This window comes from Pseudomonas sp. PSE1(2024) (assembly GCF_050990555.1).
Classification (GTDB): Bacteria; Pseudomonadota; Gammaproteobacteria; order Pseudomonadales; family Pseudomonadaceae; genus Aquipseudomonas; species Aquipseudomonas aphyarum.
This window is the reverse complement of record NZ_CP158967.1, coordinates 6,456,340-6,471,936: the sequence shown is the minus strand read 5'-3', so window position 1 is coordinate 6,471,936 and position 15,597 is coordinate 6,456,340. Positions and strand designations below refer to the sequence as shown.

General features: G+C 61.3%; 13 protein-coding genes. 7 read left to right on the top strand and 6 right to left on the bottom strand.

The window, feature by feature from the left end; all coding sequences use genetic code 11:
• Positions 1 to 30 precede the first annotated feature (30 nt).
• From ABTV87_RS29570 to ABTV87_RS29540, 7 genes are all read left to right on the top strand, one after another.
• Positions 31 to 456, top strand: a complete 426-nt coding sequence (locus tag ABTV87_RS29570; RefSeq protein ID WP_007954164.1) for a F0F1 ATP synthase subunit epsilon — start codon at positions 31 to 33, stop codon at positions 454 to 456.
• Positions 457 to 574: 118 nt separating this feature from the next.
• Positions 575 to 1,942, top strand: a complete 1,368-nt coding sequence (gene glmU / locus ABTV87_RS29565; RefSeq protein WP_007954165.1) for a bifunctional UDP-N-acetylglucosamine diphosphorylase/glucosamine-1-phosphate N-acetyltransferase GlmU — start codon at positions 575 to 577, stop codon at positions 1,940 to 1,942.
• A gap of 130 nt (positions 1,943 to 2,072) precedes the next feature.
• Positions 2,073 to 2,849, top strand: coding sequence for a DeoR/GlpR family DNA-binding transcription regulator (locus ABTV87_RS29560; protein ID WP_007954166.1), 777 nt, complete (start codon positions 2,073 to 2,075; stop codon positions 2,847 to 2,849).
• A 2-nt stretch (positions 2,850 to 2,851) separates the two neighbouring features.
• On the top strand, positions 2,852 to 4,684 hold the full coding sequence (glmS, locus tag ABTV87_RS29555; RefSeq protein ID WP_433898788.1) for a glutamine--fructose-6-phosphate transaminase (isomerizing): 1,833 nt from the start codon (positions 2,852 to 2,854) through the stop codon (positions 4,682 to 4,684).
• A gap of 73 nt (positions 4,685 to 4,757) precedes the next feature.
• Complete coding sequence (locus ABTV87_RS29550) at positions 4,758 to 5,684, top strand: LysR family transcriptional regulator (RefSeq protein WP_433898787.1); 927 nt, start codon at positions 4,758 to 4,760, stop codon at positions 5,682 to 5,684.
• 104 nt (positions 5,685 to 5,788) lie between these two features.
• On the top strand, positions 5,789 to 6,415 hold the full coding sequence (locus ABTV87_RS29545; protein WP_433898786.1) for a glutathione S-transferase family protein: 627 nt from the start codon (positions 5,789 to 5,791) through the stop codon (positions 6,413 to 6,415).
• A gap of 45 nt (positions 6,416 to 6,460) precedes the next feature.
• Entirely contained in the window at positions 6,461 to 8,491 is a 2,031-nt protein-coding gene (locus tag ABTV87_RS29540) for a pyridoxamine 5'-phosphate oxidase family protein (RefSeq protein ID WP_433898785.1), read from the top strand.
• 4 nt (positions 8,492 to 8,495) lie between these two features.
• On the opposite strand, the gene ABTV87_RS29535 is transcribed toward ABTV87_RS29540, so the two are convergent.
• From ABTV87_RS29535 to ABTV87_RS29510, 6 genes are read right to left on the bottom strand one after another with little or no spacing between them, the layout of a single operon-like run.
• Positions 8,496 to 9,626, bottom strand: a complete 1,131-nt coding sequence (locus ABTV87_RS29535; protein WP_433898784.1) for a glycosyltransferase family 4 protein — start codon at positions 9,624 to 9,626, stop codon at positions 8,496 to 8,498.
• Entirely contained in the window at positions 9,627 to 10,757 is a 1,131-nt protein-coding gene (locus tag ABTV87_RS29530; protein WP_433898783.1) for a glycosyltransferase family 4 protein, read from the bottom strand.
• Positions 10,741 to 12,108, bottom strand: a complete 1,368-nt coding sequence (locus ABTV87_RS29525; protein ID WP_433898782.1) for a glycosyltransferase family 4 protein — start codon at positions 12,106 to 12,108, stop codon at positions 10,741 to 10,743. The genes ABTV87_RS29530 and ABTV87_RS29525 overlap by 17 nt, the downstream gene beginning before the upstream one ends.
• Positions 12,105 to 13,355 (bottom strand): ABC transporter ATP-binding protein, encoded by a 1,251-nt coding sequence (locus ABTV87_RS29520; RefSeq protein WP_127800772.1) that lies wholly within the window; start codon positions 13,353 to 13,355, stop codon positions 12,105 to 12,107. The genes ABTV87_RS29525 and ABTV87_RS29520 overlap by 4 nt, the downstream gene beginning before the upstream one ends.
• On the bottom strand, positions 13,355 to 14,152 hold the full coding sequence (locus tag ABTV87_RS29515; protein ID WP_085606296.1) for an ABC transporter permease: 798 nt from the start codon (positions 14,150 to 14,152) through the stop codon (positions 13,355 to 13,357). Before ABTV87_RS29515 ends, ABTV87_RS29520 begins: the two co-directional genes overlap by 1 nt.
• A complete protein-coding gene (locus tag ABTV87_RS29510; protein WP_258712667.1) occupies positions 14,153 to 15,595 on the bottom strand; it encodes a mannose-1-phosphate guanylyltransferase/mannose-6-phosphate isomerase in 1,443 nt (480 codons plus the stop codon). It abuts the gene before it with no gap.
• Positions 15,596 to 15,597: the final 2 nt, after the last annotated feature.

The following is a 15,597-nucleotide window of genomic DNA, read 5'->3' as shown; positions in this document are numbered from 1 at the left end:
ACGGGCGCTAATTTAGGTTGAGGCAATCAGATGGCTATGACAGTCCATTGCGACATCGTCAGCGCGGAAGGAGAAATCTTTTCCGGCCTGGTCGAGATGGTGATTGCGCACGGTGCTCTGGGTGATCTTGGTATCGCTCTGGGCCACGCGCCGCTGATCACTAATCTGAAGCCAGGTCCGATCCGCCTGATCAAGCAAGGCGGGGAAGCCGAGGTGTTCTACATCTCCGGTGGTTTCCTCGAGGTTCAGCCGAACATGGTCAAGGTGCTTGCCGATACCGTGCAACGTGCCGCCGACCTGGATGAAGCTCAGGCTCAAGCAGCTCTCAAGGCTGCCGAAGCTGCTCTGCACGAGAAGAGCGCAGATTTCGACTACGGAGCTGCGTCCGCACGTCTGGCCGAGGCTGCAGCTCAGCTGCGCACCGTCCAGCAGATCCGCAAGAAGTTTGGCGGTTAATCCGTCAGCCACTTGTTGTGCGATTGATAAAAAAGGGTAGCCTCGGCTACCCTTTTTTCTTTTCAGAATTCCCGAAACCCGGTCGCAGTTGCTGACCACCCAGGATTGGTAGCCAGTCATGTCTCTTGAAATCGTTATCCTCGCGGCCGGTCAAGGCACCCGCATGCGTTCCGCGCTGCCAAAAGTGCTGCACCCGATTGCCGGCGACTCCATGCTCGGCCATGTTATCCACAGTGCCCGCCAACTTGATCCCCAGCGCATTCACGTCGTCATCGGCCATGGTGCCGATGTCGTGCGCGAACGTCTGGCCGCCGATGATCTCAATTTCGTATTGCAAGACAAGCAGTTGGGCACCGGTCATGCGACTGCCCAGGCTGTGCCGTTCATCACGGCCGATACCGTTCTGATTCTCTACGGTGACGTGCCGCTGATCGAAGTCGAGACCCTGCAGCGTCTGCTCAAGCACGTCGTGCCCGGCCAAATGGGATTGCTCACCGTCGAACTGGACGACCCGACCGGCTACGGCCGCATCGTGCGTGACGCCAGCGGCAAGGTCGCCGCGATCGTCGAGCACAAGGACGCCAGCGAAGCGCAACGTGCGATCACCGAGGGCAATACCGGCATTCTCGCCGTGCCTGCCAGCCATCTGGCTGACTGGATGAGTCGTCTGTCGAACAATAACGCCCAGGGTGAGTATTACCTGACTGACGTGATTGAAATGGCGGTCGGTGATGGCCTGGTAGTTGCGACCGAACAACCCCATGATCCGATGGAAGTGCAGGGCGCCAACGATCGCAAGCAACTGTCCGAACTGGAGCGCCACTATCAGTTGCGCGCTGGCCGTCGCTTGATGGCTCAGGGTGTGACTCTGCGCGATCCGGCCCGGTTTGATGTACGTGGCGAAGTGACCGTGGGTCGCGACGTGCTGATCGACATCAACGTAATTCTCGAAGGCAAAGTCGTCATCGAAGACGATGTAGTGATCGGCCCGAACTGCGTGATCAAGGACAGCACCCTGCGCAAAGGCGTGGTGGTCAAGGCCAACAGCCACATCGAAGGTGCGGTGTTGGGTGAAGGCAGCGATGCCGGCCCGTTTGCCCGTCTGCGTCCGGGCACTGTGCTGGAGGCCCGCGCCCATGTGGGTAACTTTGTCGAACTGAAAAACGCGCGCATGGGCGAGGGCGCCAAGGCTGGACACCTGACTTACCTGGGCGACGCCGAGATCGGTGCCCGCACCAACATCGGCGCCGGCACCATCACCTGCAACTACGACGGCGCCAACAAGTGGAAAACCGTGTTGGGTGAGGATGTGTTCATCGGCTCCAACAACTCGCTGGTGGCGCCTGTGGATATCTCCGCCGGTGCAACCACTGCAGCCGGGTCGACCATTACCCAGAATGTGGATAACGCCCAGTTGGCCGTTGGCCGTGCGCGGCAGAAGAACATCGATGGCTGGAAGCGACCGGAGAAGATCAAGAAGAGCTGAGTTATCCACAGTGCTCGAAGTATGAAAGAGACCGCCGCCGGCGGTCTTTTTTATTGGGCACAGCTTGACGATTTGCAGCTGATAGGTTTTGATTGCTTCCGTTATCTTTCGAATCGAAACTTAGTCAGCCATGTCGAAACGCAACACACCTCAGCGTCGTCACAATATTCTGGCTTTGCTCAATGAGCAGGGCGAAGTGAGTGTGGATGAACTGGCCAAGCGCTTCGAAACTTCGGAAGTTACGATTCGCAAGGATCTCGCTGCTCTGGAAAGTCATGGCTTGCTGCTACGTCGCTACGGCGGAGCCATCACCATGCCGCATGAGCTGGTGGCAGACACCAGCCTCAACGTTTCCAAATACAAACAGGCGATCGCCCGCGCTGCCGTCTCACGCATCCGCGAGCATGCCCGCATCATCATCGACAGCGGCAGCACCACTGCCGCCATGATCCCCGAGCTTGGCCAACAGCCGGGACTGGTGGTGATGACCAACTCCCTGCACGTGGCCAACGCCCTGAGCGAACTCGAACACGAGCCTGTGCTGCTGATGACTGGCGGCACCTGGGATCCGCATTCGGAATCCTTTCAGGGCCAGGTCGCCGAGCAGGTACTACGCTCTTACGACTTCGACCAGTTGTTTATCGGTGCCGATGGCATCGACCTGGTGCGTGGTACCACCACATTCAATGAATTGCTCGGCCTGAGCCGGGTGATGGCGGAAGTGGCGAGGGAAGTGATCGTCATGGTCGAGGCCGACAAGATCGGCCGCAAGATTCCCAACCTGGAGCTGCCATGGAGCAGCGTCCATACCCTAATTACCGATGATCGCCTGCCCCTTGAGGCACGCGCTCAGATTCAGGCTCGCGGTATCAACTTGATTTGCGCGACTGTCAGTCAGGAGAAATAAGCATGTGTGGAATTGTCGGCGCGGTAGCTGAACGTAACATCACCGCCATTCTGGTCGAAGGCCTCAAGCGCCTGGAATACCGGGGTTATGACAGTGCCGGTGTGGCGGTGTACACCAATGACGGCACGCTGGAACGCACCCGTCGTGTCGGCAAGGTCAGCGAACTCGACGCGGCGCTCGCCGAACATCCGCTGGTCGGCCGTCTCGGCATTGCCCACACCCGCTGGGCCACGCACGGTGCGCCGAGTGAACGCAATGCCCACCCGCATTTCTCCGGTGACGTTGCCGTCGTGCACAACGGCATCATCGAAAACCATGAGGCGCTGCGTGAACAACTCAAGGCGCTGGGCTACGTGTTCAGTTCCGATACCGACACTGAAGTCATCGCCCACCTGTTGACTGAAAAACTCAAGGCGTTGCCTGACCTGACCGACGCTCTGAAGGCAGCGGTCAAGGAACTGGATGGCGCCTACGGTCTGGCGGTTATCCACGCGCAGCAGCCGGATCGCCTGGTTGCTGCTCGCAGCGGCAGCCCGCTGGTGATCGGTCTGGGCCTGGGCGAAAACTTCCTCGCTTCCGACCAACTGGCCCTGCGTCAGGTCACCGACCGTTTCATGTACCTGGAAGAGGGCGATATCGCCGAAATCCAGCGTGACAAGGTGCAGATCTGGGACGTGACCGGCAAAGCCGTCGAGCGCCAGACCGTTCAGTACACCGATGGCGCCGAAGCCGCCGACAAAGGCGAGTTCCGTCACTACATGCTCAAGGAAATCCACGAGCAGCCATCCGTAGTACAGCGCACCCTGGAAGGTCGATTGAGTTCGGATCAGGTGCTGGTGCAGGCGTTTGGCCCGCAAGCGGCCGAACTGTTCGCCAAAGTGCGCAACGTGCAGATCGTGGCGTGCGGCACCAGCTACCATGCCGGCATGGTTGCCCGTTACTGGCTCGAAGAGCTGGCCGGCATTCCTTGCCAGGTCGAAGTCGCCAGCGAGTTCCGCTACCGCAAGGTGGTGGTGCAGCCGGACACCCTGTTCGTGACCATCTCCCAGTCCGGTGAAACCGCCGACACCCTGGCCGCCCTGCGCAACGCCAAGGAGTTGGGTTTCCTGGGAAGCCTGGCGATCTGCAACGTCGGCATCAGTTCGCTGGTACGCGAATCCGACCTGACTCTGCTGACCCAGGCCGGTCGTGAAATCGGCGTGGCTTCGACCAAAGCTTTCACTACGCAACTGGTCGGTCTGCTGCTACTGACTCTGTCCCTAGGCCAGGTACGCGGCACTCTGGCCGATGGCGTCGAAGCCACGCTGGTCGAAGAACTGCGTCGTCTGCCAACCCGTCTGGGCGAAGCGCTGGCCATGGACAGCACAGTCGAAAAAATCGCAGAGCTGTTCGCCGAGAAGAACCACACGCTGTTCCTGGGCCGTGGCGCGCAATTCCCGGTGGCGATGGAAGGGGCGTTGAAGCTCAAGGAAATCTCGTACATCCACGCCGAAGCCTACCCGGCTGGCGAACTGAAACACGGCCCGCTTGCGCTTGTGGATAACGACATGCCGGTCGTGACCGTGGCTCCGAACAACGAACTGCTGGAGAAGCTCAAGTCCAACCTGCAGGAAGTCCGTGCACGTGGCGGCGAGTTGATCGTATTCGCTGACGAGAAGGCCGGTATGACCAACGGCGAAGGTACCCACGTGGTGCAGATGCCGCACATCCACGACATCCTGTCGCCGATCCTCTACACCATTCCGCTGCAATTGCTCTCGTACTACGTTGCTGTGCTCAAGGGCACTGACGTTGACCAGCCGCGTAACCTGGCGAAGTCGGTGACGGTGGAATAAGTTATCCACAGTTGAATCACCCCCATAAAATCGCAGCTCCGGCTGCGATTTTTTTATCCGGATCGAGGGCACCATGGATCGCTTCCAGGAAATGCAGGTTTTCGCCATCGTCGCCCAGGAGCAGGGCTTCTCCGCTGCGGCGCGGCGTCTGGGTTTGTCGGCGGCCAGTGTGACCCGGGCGGTGGCGGCGCTGGAGCAGCGGATCGGTACGCAGTTGTTGATCCGTACCACCCGCAGCGTGCATTTGAGTGAAGCGGGTCTGCGTTATCTGGAAGACTGTCGGAGAATTCTCGCCGAGGTGCAGGAAGCGGAGGACTCCGCTGCCGGCAGTCATACCCAGCCCCGTGGGCAGTTGACGGTGACGGCTCCGGTTTTATTCGGCGAACAGTTTGTCACGCCGGTGATGGCGCGGTATCTGACGCAATACCCGGACGTTTCCATCAATGCCCTGTTGCTCGACCGGGTGGTGAACATGGTCGAGGAGGGCGTCGACGTCGCGGTGCGCATTGGCGAGTTGCCGGACAGCAATCAGCATGCGATCCGGGTCGGTGAGGTGCGGCGGGTGATTTGCGGCTCGCCGGAATACTTTGCGGTCCATGGTCGCCCGACTCATCCACAGGCCCTGGCCGGGGCGCCGGTGGTGGCGACATCGGCCATCGGCCAGCAGCGCAGTTGGCCATTCATGGAACACGGTGAACTGATTGGCGTAAAACCGGAGCCGCGTCTGGTGGTTACTGCCAATCAGGCTGCGATCACGGCGGCGTCGCTGGGCCTGGGGCTGACCCGGGTGCTGTCTTATCAGGTGGCCAGCAAGGTGGCTTGCGGTGAACTGGAAATCGTCCTCGCCGAGTTCGAACTGCCTGCGCTGCCGATCCACGTGGTGTATCAGGGCGGGCGCAAGGCGCCGGCGCGGGTCCGCAGTTTTGTCGACTTCATGGTGAATGCATTGCGTGAACACCCAGCGTTGAAAAATGCGGCTTTATTTCACCCGAAGAAATAATGGATTGCATTTGCTGGTGATTCTGTTGTTTTCGCGATAGGTGGAAGATGGCTGCCACGGCCGCCGTCCATCCTGAACGGCGCATTCGTTCAGCGGAGTCGACCATGCAAGCGATCAAACTCTACAACTTCCCGCGTTCCGGCCACGCCCATCGCGTCGAACTGATGTTGTCCCTGCTGCAATTGCCGACCGAGCTGATATTTGTCGACCTCGCCAAAGGCGAGCACAAACAGCCCGGTTACCTGGTCATCAACAGCTTCGGGCAAGTGCCGGCCATCGATGACAACGGCGTGGTGCTGGCCGACTCCAACGCAATCCTCGTCTACCTGGCTCAGAAATACGGCAACGGCTGCTGGCTGCCGACCGATCCGATCGGCGCCGCGCATGTACAGCGCTGGTTATCCGCGGCTGCCGGTCCGATTGCTTTCGGTCCCGCCGCCGCACGCCTGATCACGGTGTTCGGGGCGAAGTTCAACGCCGAAGAAGTCATCACCCGTGCGCACAACTTTCTCAAGGTGATGGATGCGGAACTGGGCAAAACCCCGTACCTGACCGGCACTGAGCCCACCATCGCCGATGTCTCGGCCTACAGTTACATCGCCCATGCGCCGGAAGGCAATGTGTCGCTGGACGACTACGCTAACGTTCGCGCCTGGCTGGCGCGTATCGAAGCGTTGCCCGGTTTTGTCGGCATGCCGCGCACCGTCGCCGGTCTGCAAACCACCGCCTGACATTGATCATCCACACTGCGCCGACGGTGCAGGGGAGAGGCCGAGATGGAACGTTCACCGTGGCACGCTGGCGAGCAACAGTTGCAGGCCCATGTCGGCGTTGCCGAACGCATGGCGGAATTCGGTCGTAAGGTGATTCGTACCTGGATGCCGGATCAGCACCGTCAGTTCTATCAGCAATTGCCCTTCATGCTGTACGGCGCGGTGGATGCCGAGGGCCGTCCCTGGGCCAGCCTGCTGGAGGGCGAACCGGGTTTCGCCCACTCTCCCGAGCCGACGCAACTGCAGTTCGCCAGTCTTCCGGCTGCCGATGATCCGGCGCAGTTGCAGGCCGGTGCCGCGATCGGATTGCTTGGCATCGAGCTGCATACTCGCCGGCGCAATCGGCTCAATGGCCATATTGTCAGCCTTGATGCGGACGGTTTTGCGCTGACGGTGGATCAGTCGTTCGGTAACTGCCCACAGTACATTCAGCTGCGCCAGTTTCAGCGGGTGCCACTGACGGATCCGCAGACCCGCAAGGCCGAACACCGTGACAGCCTCGATGACGCCGCCATAGCGATGATCGAGAGCGCCGACACTTTCTTCGTCGCCAGTTACGTTGATGTCGAAGGTGAGCGTTCAGTCGATGTTTCCCACCGCGGCGGTCAGCCAGGTTTTGTGCGGATCGAAGGCAATCGCCTGACAATCCCTGATTTTGCCGGCAATCTGCACTTCAATACCCTAGGCAACCTGCTGCTCAATCCCTTGGCCGGGTTGCTGTTCATCGACTTTTCCACAGGCGACGTGTTGCAGCTCAGCGGCCGTACCGAGGTCATTCTCGAAGCGCCGCAGATCGAAGCCTTTCAGGGCGCCGAGCGGTTGTGGACATTTGAAGTGGAGAAACTGGTTCGACGTCCGGCGGCGCTGGCTCTGCGTTGGCGCTTCGACGGTATGTCGCCCACCAGCCTGCTGACCGGCACCTGGGCCCAGGCCGATGCGCGGTTGCAGGCGCAAGCGCTGGGCGATGCCTGGCGTCCGATGCGCGTGACACGGATTGAAAAAGAAAGCCGCCACATCCGCTCGATTTATCTGGAGCCGGACGATGGCGCGGGGCTGCCGGTGTTTCTGGCCGGGCAGCACCTGCCGCTGCGGTTCAACCTCGATGGCGATGTGCATATTCGGACTTACAGCCTGTCGGGCGCGCCGTCGGATGATTTTTTCCGGATCAGCGTGAAACGCGAAGGGCGGGTATCGACGCACCTTCATGAGGAGATTAGCGTCGGTGATGTGCTGGAGGCGCGATCGCCCCAAGGGCATTTCACCGTGGCCGCGCTGGAGCGCAAGCCATTGGTGCTGCTCGCCGCTGGAGTCGGCATCACGCCGTTGCTGTCGATGTTGCGTGAGGTGGTGTATCAGGGGCTGCGGACACGGCGGATTCGTCCGACATTGTTTGTTCAGAGTTCCCGCAGCCTTGCCGACCAGCCGTTTCGCGCAGAGCTGGATCGATTGCTGGAGGATGCCGGTGACGCCGTGAAGGTGTTGCGAGTGCTCAGCCAGCCAGAGGACGATCTGGTGCAAGGCGAGGATTTCGATATTCGTGGCCGTATCGATGGCGATCTATTGCGCAATCTGCTGACCGACGAGGACTTTGATCAGGTCGACTTTGTGCTCTGTGGCCCCGGCGGTTTTACCCAGGGCATCTACGACACTTTGCGTGAACTGGATGTGCGGGACGGGCAAATACACGCAGAAACCTTCGGCCCTTCGACCCTCAAGCGCCAACCCGATCCGGATGCGATCGTGATCGAGCAATTGCCCGCCGCGACCACGTCGGTGCCGGTGCTGTTCGAGCGTTCGGCCAAGGAAGCGCGCTGGCAGCCCGATGGCGGCAGTTTGCTGGAGCTGGCGGAAAGCCGCGGCCTGCGCCCGGAATTCAGTTGCCGCGGTGGTTCGTGCGGCACCTGCAAGACGCGGCTGATCAGCGGCGCGGTGAATTATCCACAGCCTCCGACGGAAGTGCCGGAGGAAGGGCAAGTGCTGATCTGCTGCGCGGTGCCGGCGCAGAGTGCCCAGCCGCTGGTGCTGGATCTATAAGGGATCAGGCGTAGGACAACGCCTTTTCCTCCAGCAGCTCCTGATACAACTCGTTCCACTTGCGGCCCATTTCGTCGGCTGTGAATAACTGCCGATAGCGGGCCTCAGCCTTGAGGCCCATTTCGGCGGCGCGGGCCGGGTTTTCCCACAGGATGCGCATCGCTTCGCGAAACGCCTGTGGATGACTCGGTGGCACCACCAGTCCCGTCTCGTTGTGGATATTGATGTAGCTGGTGCCGGTGCCGATCTCGCTTGAGATCATCGGCTTGCCGTACATCGCGCCTTCGAGCAGCGAGATGCCGAACGCTTCCGAGCGCAGGTGCGAAGGGAAGACGATGGCGTAGCTCAGTTGCAGCAGGGCGACCTTGTCTTCATCGCTCAAACGGCCGAGGAAGTGAATGTTGCGCAGGCCCAGCGCAGCGGCCTGGGCGTGCAGTTCCTGCTCCAGCGGGCCGGCGCCGACGATCACCACCGGATAGTCCACGTCCTTCAATGCATCGAGCAGAATGTGCAGGCCCTTGTAATAGCGCATCACTCCGACAAACAGGAAAAACTTATCCCCAAGCTGCTGACGCCAACGGTTCATGCGTTCGACGTCGGGCTGTGGATAACCGGCCTTGTTCAAGCCATAGGGTATGACGCGGGTCTTGTCCTGGAATTGCTGCAACACATCGCTGGTGTGCAAGTAGTTCGGCGAGGCCGCGACAATCCGGTCGGCGCTGGCGAGGAAACGGTTCATCAGCGGGCGATAGAGTTTGAGCAGGTGCTTCTGGCGAATGATGTCCGAGTGGTACGTCACCACCGTCGGTTTGTTCACGCCGCTGGCGAAATGCACCAGATCCATGAACGGCCACGGGAAGTGGTAGTTGATCACGTCGGCTTCGGCGGCCAGTTCGCGAAACTGCTTGAACACGCTCCAGGAAAAACCGGTGGAGGCGAACTGGATATCCAGTTTGGCCCGATGCACTTCGTGCTGGCCGAGACGCACCACCGCAGGCTCTGGATTGGCGCTGAGCGTCAGCACCTGGCCTTCGATGCCGTGCTGGGCGCCACTCTCGCAGAGTTGAAAGATGACTTGCTCGATACCGCCGACCGAGTCAGGCAGGTACGTCTTGAAGAAATGAAGAACTCGCATTCAACCTCCCATGGCCTGGTGGTAGGCGCCGGCCGTGGCCTGCGCGCAACGCTTCCAGGAAAAAAGCCGTGCCTGCTGCAATCCGGCTTCCCGGCATGCCTGCCAGTGCGCTTGATCATCGATCAGTCGGCTCATCGCATCACGCAAGCCGTCTGCATCGTCAGCTTCAATATAGTTGCCGGCGTCGCCCGCCACTTCCGGCATGGCCGAAGAGCGGGTGAGTACCACTGGCGTGCCGCTGGCCATCGCTTCCAGCACCGGCAGGCCGAAACCTTCATACAGCGACGGAAAAATCAGCGCCCGTGCGCCGGCCAGTAATTGCGCGACTTGCTCATCGGGCAGGTAGCCGAGCAGGCACACGTGCCCGCAAGCCAGTGCCTGTCGCAATTCATCACTGAACTGGTCGCGCTGCCAGCCGGCCATGCCGACGATCAACAGCGGGAAACGCTGGCGCACCAGGTCTGGCAACAGCGCGTGGGCGCGCAGGGCCAGGTTCAGGTTCTTGCGCGGCTCCAGGGTGCCGACGCAGAGGAAATACTCCCGGTACTCGACCGCATGGGCCTTGAGCACCGCATCGATGTCTTGCGGCTCGCGCGGATGGAAACGCTCGGCGACACCCAGCGGCGCGACGACGAAGCGCTCGGCGGGCAATCCGAAATACTCCCGGGCCTCGTCAGCGATGGCTTGCGAGTCGGTCAGAATGATCCGCGCCTGGCGTAAACCGTCGGTGAGCCGCCGTTCGATTTCCCGCAGCCGTGCTGGCGGCTGGGTCTCGGGGAAATGCAGGTGCGTGAGATCGTGCAGGGTAATCACGGTCGGACCATCGAAGGCCAGCGGCCACAGGCTCGGTTCGTGATACAGATCGACCGGTTGCGCAGGGCCCTGATCGAAGCGTTTCTGCTCCAGCCAGCGGCGCGCCTGATAGGCGCCGGGGATCTGCCGCAGCAATGGCGTCAGGCGCGAATAACCGGGCATCGCCGCTTCCGGCAGTTGCGAGCTCCAGCCCCAGCCATGGAACAGCGCCATCTCGATATCGGTTTCAGCGTGCAAGGCATTCACCAGTTCGGCCACGTAATGGCCAATGCCGGTGCGCGGCGCCTGGAGGATTCGGGCGTTAAGGGCTATGCGCATGTTGCCTCGCTGGCACCTGAGGCGCCTCCAGCACATGGCGCGCGGTACGCTCGGCCAGTTGCGCGCTGGCTTCACGCCAGCCGATCCATTGCCAGTCGCTGACATCGCGGGCGGCGGGGAATCGACCGTTGCGCTCAAAGGTCTGCACCAGCTCGGCGAGACTTTGCGGCGATTGCAGATCGAAATACGCCATGAATTCACCGCCAATCTCGCGGAACACCGGGATGTCGCTGCCCATCGCCGGCAACCCGCGCTGCATGGCTTCCACCAGCGGCAGGCCGAAACCTTCGACGAACGACGGAAACACCAGTGCGCTGGCATGGGCGTAGGCGTGCTCAAGGCTGGTGTCGCTCAAGTCGTTGAACATGAACAGGCGCCGGTTCAGCTCGGGATGATGGCGAATCCGGGCGAGCAGCGCGTCGCACTTCCAGCCAATGCGCCCGGCAATGCACAACCGGGCGTTCGAACCGTTTGCCCACGCATGGTCGAAGGCATCCAGCAGATAGTCGTGGTTCTTGCGCGGCTCGATGGTGCTGACCATCAGGAACACCGGTTCGGGTGTGGCGAATAGCTGTTGCAGACGCGGTTCGACGGCGGCTTCGACGCTTTGCAGATCCAGCTCCGAACCGAGGTGAAAGTAGTCGAACCAGCGTTTGCCGACTTGTGCCGAACCAAGGCGACGTTGCAGTTCTGCATGCACCTGATCGCGCACCGTGGCTGAAATCGCCATGAAGCCGTCGGCATTGCGGGCGATCCAGTCGAACCACTCGCTGTACACCTCGACCAGCCGCGTGTCGTAGAACTGCGGGTGGGACAGGGGAATCAGGTCGTAGATCACCGCAACGATGCCCAGACCTTCGTGCTTGAGGCGCTCGGCATGAAGGAAAAAGTCAGAATGCCAGGACGAATCCAGCAGCACCAGTTGATCGCCCGGCTGGTGTTGCAGCGGTTCGCAGCGTTGAGGCAATTGATAGCGATTGACCTGCCCGACCAGCCGCAACGGTACTCCGAATGCACCGAACGAGGTCAGGCGATAGCCGACGTACAACAGGCGTCTTGCCAGTTTTGTGCGGCAACGCGTGTCAAGCCGCTGATGCAGTTGCCAGAAGCGATGGGCCAGCCGCTCCAGGCGTTCGCCAAACGTGACGATGGCATTGAACAGCGGCGAATCCAGCGGCGCCAGACGCTTCACACGGTATAGCTGGCCCTTGAGCAGAACCACCGGTACGCATTCGACGCCTTCGGCGCTCGGCGGCAACTGTTTGATGACGTTGCGTACCACCCGCTGGATCCCCGAATTGACCTTCGGGTGTTTGAACACGTGGGTGCATTCGACCAGCAGGCGGGTCATGGCGCACGCTCCGCGAGGCTGTCCGCATGGCGGGTGATCGAGGTGCTGGCGCCCAGCCAGGAACAGCCGACGAAATCTTCCCGACGGTTGTTGATCACGTGGAACACCAGGCCGTAGTCACGCCATTCGAAGTTGCGGTCCAGGTGCGAATCCAGCCGCGACAGGCTCAGGGCGATTGAATAGTTGCCCTTGCCCAGGCCCATGACGAAAGCGAAACGATAGGTGATGCGCTCGCCTGCGCGCAGGTCATCCAGCGCCTGATTCTGGCGATGAGTGTTGATGCCGTACATGGCCTGGCCCAGGCGATCCTTGATCATGAAGCCGAGCACCAGCCGTTCGATGTCCTGGCGAATCTCCACTTCAACTTCGAGTGTGACCGGCTGACCGACTTCGGCGGCTTCGATCGAACGTTCGCGTTCATCGAGCAGGCGCACGCTGAGGATTCCGGCCTCGCCGGTGCCGGACACGGTCCGCACCTGGCCGCCATCGAGCAGTTCCTGGCGCACGGTCTGGCCTTCGCGTTCGGCGAGCAGGGCGTTGTAGTAATCCATGACCGCTTCGGGCTTGTCATGCATGACCATGTGGCCGCCTTCGAGCAGGATCGCCGAGTCGCAGATCGACTGGATCGCGGAACGGTCATGGGACACGATCAACAGCGTGGTGCCGGCCTTGCGGAAGCTGCGGATGCGGTCGAAGCTCTTGTGCTGAAAGTAGGCGTCGCCCACCGACAGCGCTTCGTCGACGATCAGAATGTCGGGGCGGCGCGCGGTGGCAACGCTGAAGGCCAGGCGCATCTGCATGCCGCTGGAATAGGTGCGCACCGGGTGATCGATGGCCTCGCCGATTTCCGCAAAGCGTTCGATGTCGGGCATCAGTGCTTCGATGTCTTCGACCTGCATGCCCAGCAGTTGCCCGGCCATCACCGCATTCTGTCGACCGGTGAAGTCCGGGTGAAAACCCATGCCCAGTTCCAGCAGCGCCGCGACCCGGCCCTCGAGCTGGATCTGGCCGCAGGTGGGTTGAGTGGTGCCGGTGATCATTTTCAGCAGGGTGCTTTTGCCGGCGCCGTTGACCCCGACAATGCCCACCGCTTCACCGGGGGCGATTTCGAAATTCACATCCTGCAGCACCCAGTGCTGGCGATGACGCATGGGCGAAAACGGAATCAGCCATTCGGCCAGACGGCTCCAGCGAGTGGGGTACTGCTTGTAGGCCTTGCCCAGGCCGGTGACGCGTATGTGCCCCATCAGAGTTCATCCACCATTTCGCCGACCCGGCGGCGGAACAGGCGCAGGCCGACCGCGCACAACAGCAGGCCGATCACGAAGATCGGCACCAGCGAACTCCACACCGGCCACTGACCGTAGAGAAACAGGTTCTGGTAACTGCCGATCAGGTTGGTCAGCGGATTGAGCTGCAGCAGGCGCTGCACCCACTCGGGCAGGATGCTCAGCGGGTACACGATCGGCGTCAGCCAGAACCAGAATTGCAGGCAGATGGCGAACAATTGCCCGACATCGCGAAAAAACACGTTAAGCACGCCGAGGATCATTCCCAGCCCGGCGCAGAACAGCACTTGCAGCGCCAGCAGCGGCGCCAGTGCCAACAGGGCCATGCCCGGCCAGCGTCCGGTGATCAACAGAAAACCGAGGAACAGGCCGATGATGATCGCGAAGTTGATGCCGGCATTGAGCAGCACGATCACCGGCAGACACAGGCGCGGGAAGCTGATTTTCTTCAGCAGGTTGGCGTTTTCCAGAAACATGTTCTGGCTGCGCAGGGTGATTTCCGAGAACAGGCCCCAGGTCAGCAGCCCGGCACACAGGTAGACGCTGTAGGCCATGCCGTCGTCCACGCCGGGCAGACGGGCGCGCATGATGTGGGAAAAGATCACCGTGTACACGATGATCATCGACAGCGGGTTGAGTACCGTCCACAGCGCGCCGAACAGCGAATTGCGATACCGCGCTTGAAACTCCCGCTTGACGCTACCGAGGATGAAACCCCGGTAGTCGTGCAGCGAGCGGTACAGGGAAAGCAGCATTCACACCGTCCTGCCATATTGGTCTTCGAAGCGGACGATGTCGTCCTCTCCCAGGTATTCGCCACTTTGCACTTCGATGATCACCAGGTCGATCACGCCGGGGTTCTCCAGACGATGCTTGTGACCGGCGGCGATGAACGTTGATTCGTTTTTCGCCACCAGGGTCGTGCCGCTGCCGTTGTTGGTGACCTTGGCCATGCCTTCGACCACCACCCAGTGCTCATTGCGGTGATGGTGCATCTGCAACGACAGCTTGCCGCCGGGTTTGACCACGATGCGTTTGATCTTGAAGCGCGGGCCTTCCTCGAGCACGGTGTAGGTGCCCCACGGACGGCTGACCGTACGATGCAGGCGATAGGCCTCGTGGGATTTGTCCTTGAGCTGCTTGGCCACCCGCCGCACATCCTGCGCACGGTCGGCATGGGCCACCAGCACAGCGTCGGCGGTGTCGATGACGATCAGGTCTTCCACACCCACAGCGGCCACCAGCCGGCCTTCGCTTTGAACGAAGTTATTGCGGCTGTCGATGAAGATCGCTTCGCCGCTCGCACGGTTGTTATCCGCGTCGGCCGGCACCAGCGCGGCGACTGCGCCCCACGAACCGATGTCGCTCCAGTCGAAACCGGCGGGCACCACCACGACTTTTTCCGAGCGCTCCATCAACGCGTAGTCGATGGAGATGTCCGTGATCTCGGCGAACAGCTGCGGCGACAGCTCCTGTTGCAGATAACCCGTGGTTTCCAGCGGTTCGCTGGCGGCCATGCAGGCGCGGGTCTGCTCCAGCAGCTCGGGGGCGTGCAGCTCCAGCTCGGCGATCAGGGTCGCGGTGGTGAAGCAGAACATCCCCGAGTTCCACAGGAAGTTACCGCTTTCCAGGTAATGGGTGGCGGTTTGCAGATCGGGTTTTTCCACGAAACGCTGCACTTTGGCCGCGCCTCTGGCATCCAGCGGCGCTCCTGTTTCTATGTAGCCGAAGCCGGTTTCCGGGGTAGTCGGCACTACGCCGAAGGTCACCAGATAACCGTCCTTCGCCAGATTGACCGCGTGTTCGACCGCGCTTTTGAGCGCGTCTTCATTGACGATCAAGTGGTCGGCGGGCATCACCACCATGATTGCCGCATCACCGTGCAGGGCTTGCAGCGACAGTGCTGCCGCCGCGATGGCCGGCGCGGTGTTGCGTCCGGTGGGCTCGAGCAGGAAGTGCCCGCGATGCCGGGACAGGCGCGCGGCCTGATAGTGATCCTTGCTCTGGAAGTAGTACTCGCGATTGGTCACCGTGACGATGTCGCCCCAGCCGTCCAGCAGCGCGGCGGCGCGGCGGTAGGTCTTGCCCAGCAGCGACTGGCCGTCGGGCAGGGTCATGAACGGCTTCGGGTGGCCCTCGCGGGACACCGGCCACAAACGGGTGCCGGCACCGCCGGACAGAATCACGGGGATCAGCATGA

Coding starts and splice junctions, on each gene's coding strand:
- ABTV87_RS29560 (WP_007954166.1), top strand. CDS start 2,073: ATGTCGAAACGCAACACACCTCAGCGTCGTCACAATATTCTGGCTTTG.
- ABTV87_RS29570 (WP_007954164.1), top strand. CDS start 31: ATGGCTATGACAGTCCATTGCGACATCGTCAGCGCGGAAGGAGAAATC.
- glmS (WP_433898788.1), top strand. CDS start 2,852: ATGTGTGGAATTGTCGGCGCGGTAGCTGAACGTAACATCACCGCCATT.
- ABTV87_RS29550 (WP_433898787.1), top strand. CDS start 4,758: ATGGATCGCTTCCAGGAAATGCAGGTTTTCGCCATCGTCGCCCAGGAG.
- ABTV87_RS29520 (WP_127800772.1), bottom strand. CDS start 13,355: ATGGGGCACATACGCGTCACCGGCCTGGGCAAGGCCTACAAGCAGTAC.
- ABTV87_RS29530 (WP_433898783.1), bottom strand. CDS start 10,757: ATGCGCATAGCCCTTAACGCCCGAATCCTCCAGGCGCCGCGCACCGGC.
- glmU (WP_007954165.1), top strand. CDS start 575: ATGTCTCTTGAAATCGTTATCCTCGCGGCCGGTCAAGGCACCCGCATG.
- ABTV87_RS29535 (WP_433898784.1), bottom strand. CDS start 9,626: ATGCGAGTTCTTCATTTCTTCAAGACGTACCTGCCTGACTCGGTCGGC.
- ABTV87_RS29515 (WP_085606296.1), bottom strand. CDS start 14,152: ATGCTGCTTTCCCTGTACCGCTCGCTGCACGACTACCGGGGTTTCATC.
- ABTV87_RS29525 (WP_433898782.1), bottom strand. CDS start 12,108: ATGACCCGCCTGCTGGTCGAATGCACCCACGTGTTCAAACACCCGAAG.
- ABTV87_RS29545 (WP_433898786.1), top strand. CDS start 5,789: ATGCAAGCGATCAAACTCTACAACTTCCCGCGTTCCGGCCACGCCCAT.
- ABTV87_RS29540 (WP_433898785.1), top strand. CDS start 6,461: ATGGAACGTTCACCGTGGCACGCTGGCGAGCAACAGTTGCAGGCCCAT.
- ABTV87_RS29510 (WP_258712667.1), bottom strand. CDS start 15,595: ATGCTGATCCCCGTGATTCTGTCCGGCGGTGCCGGCACCCGTTTGTGG.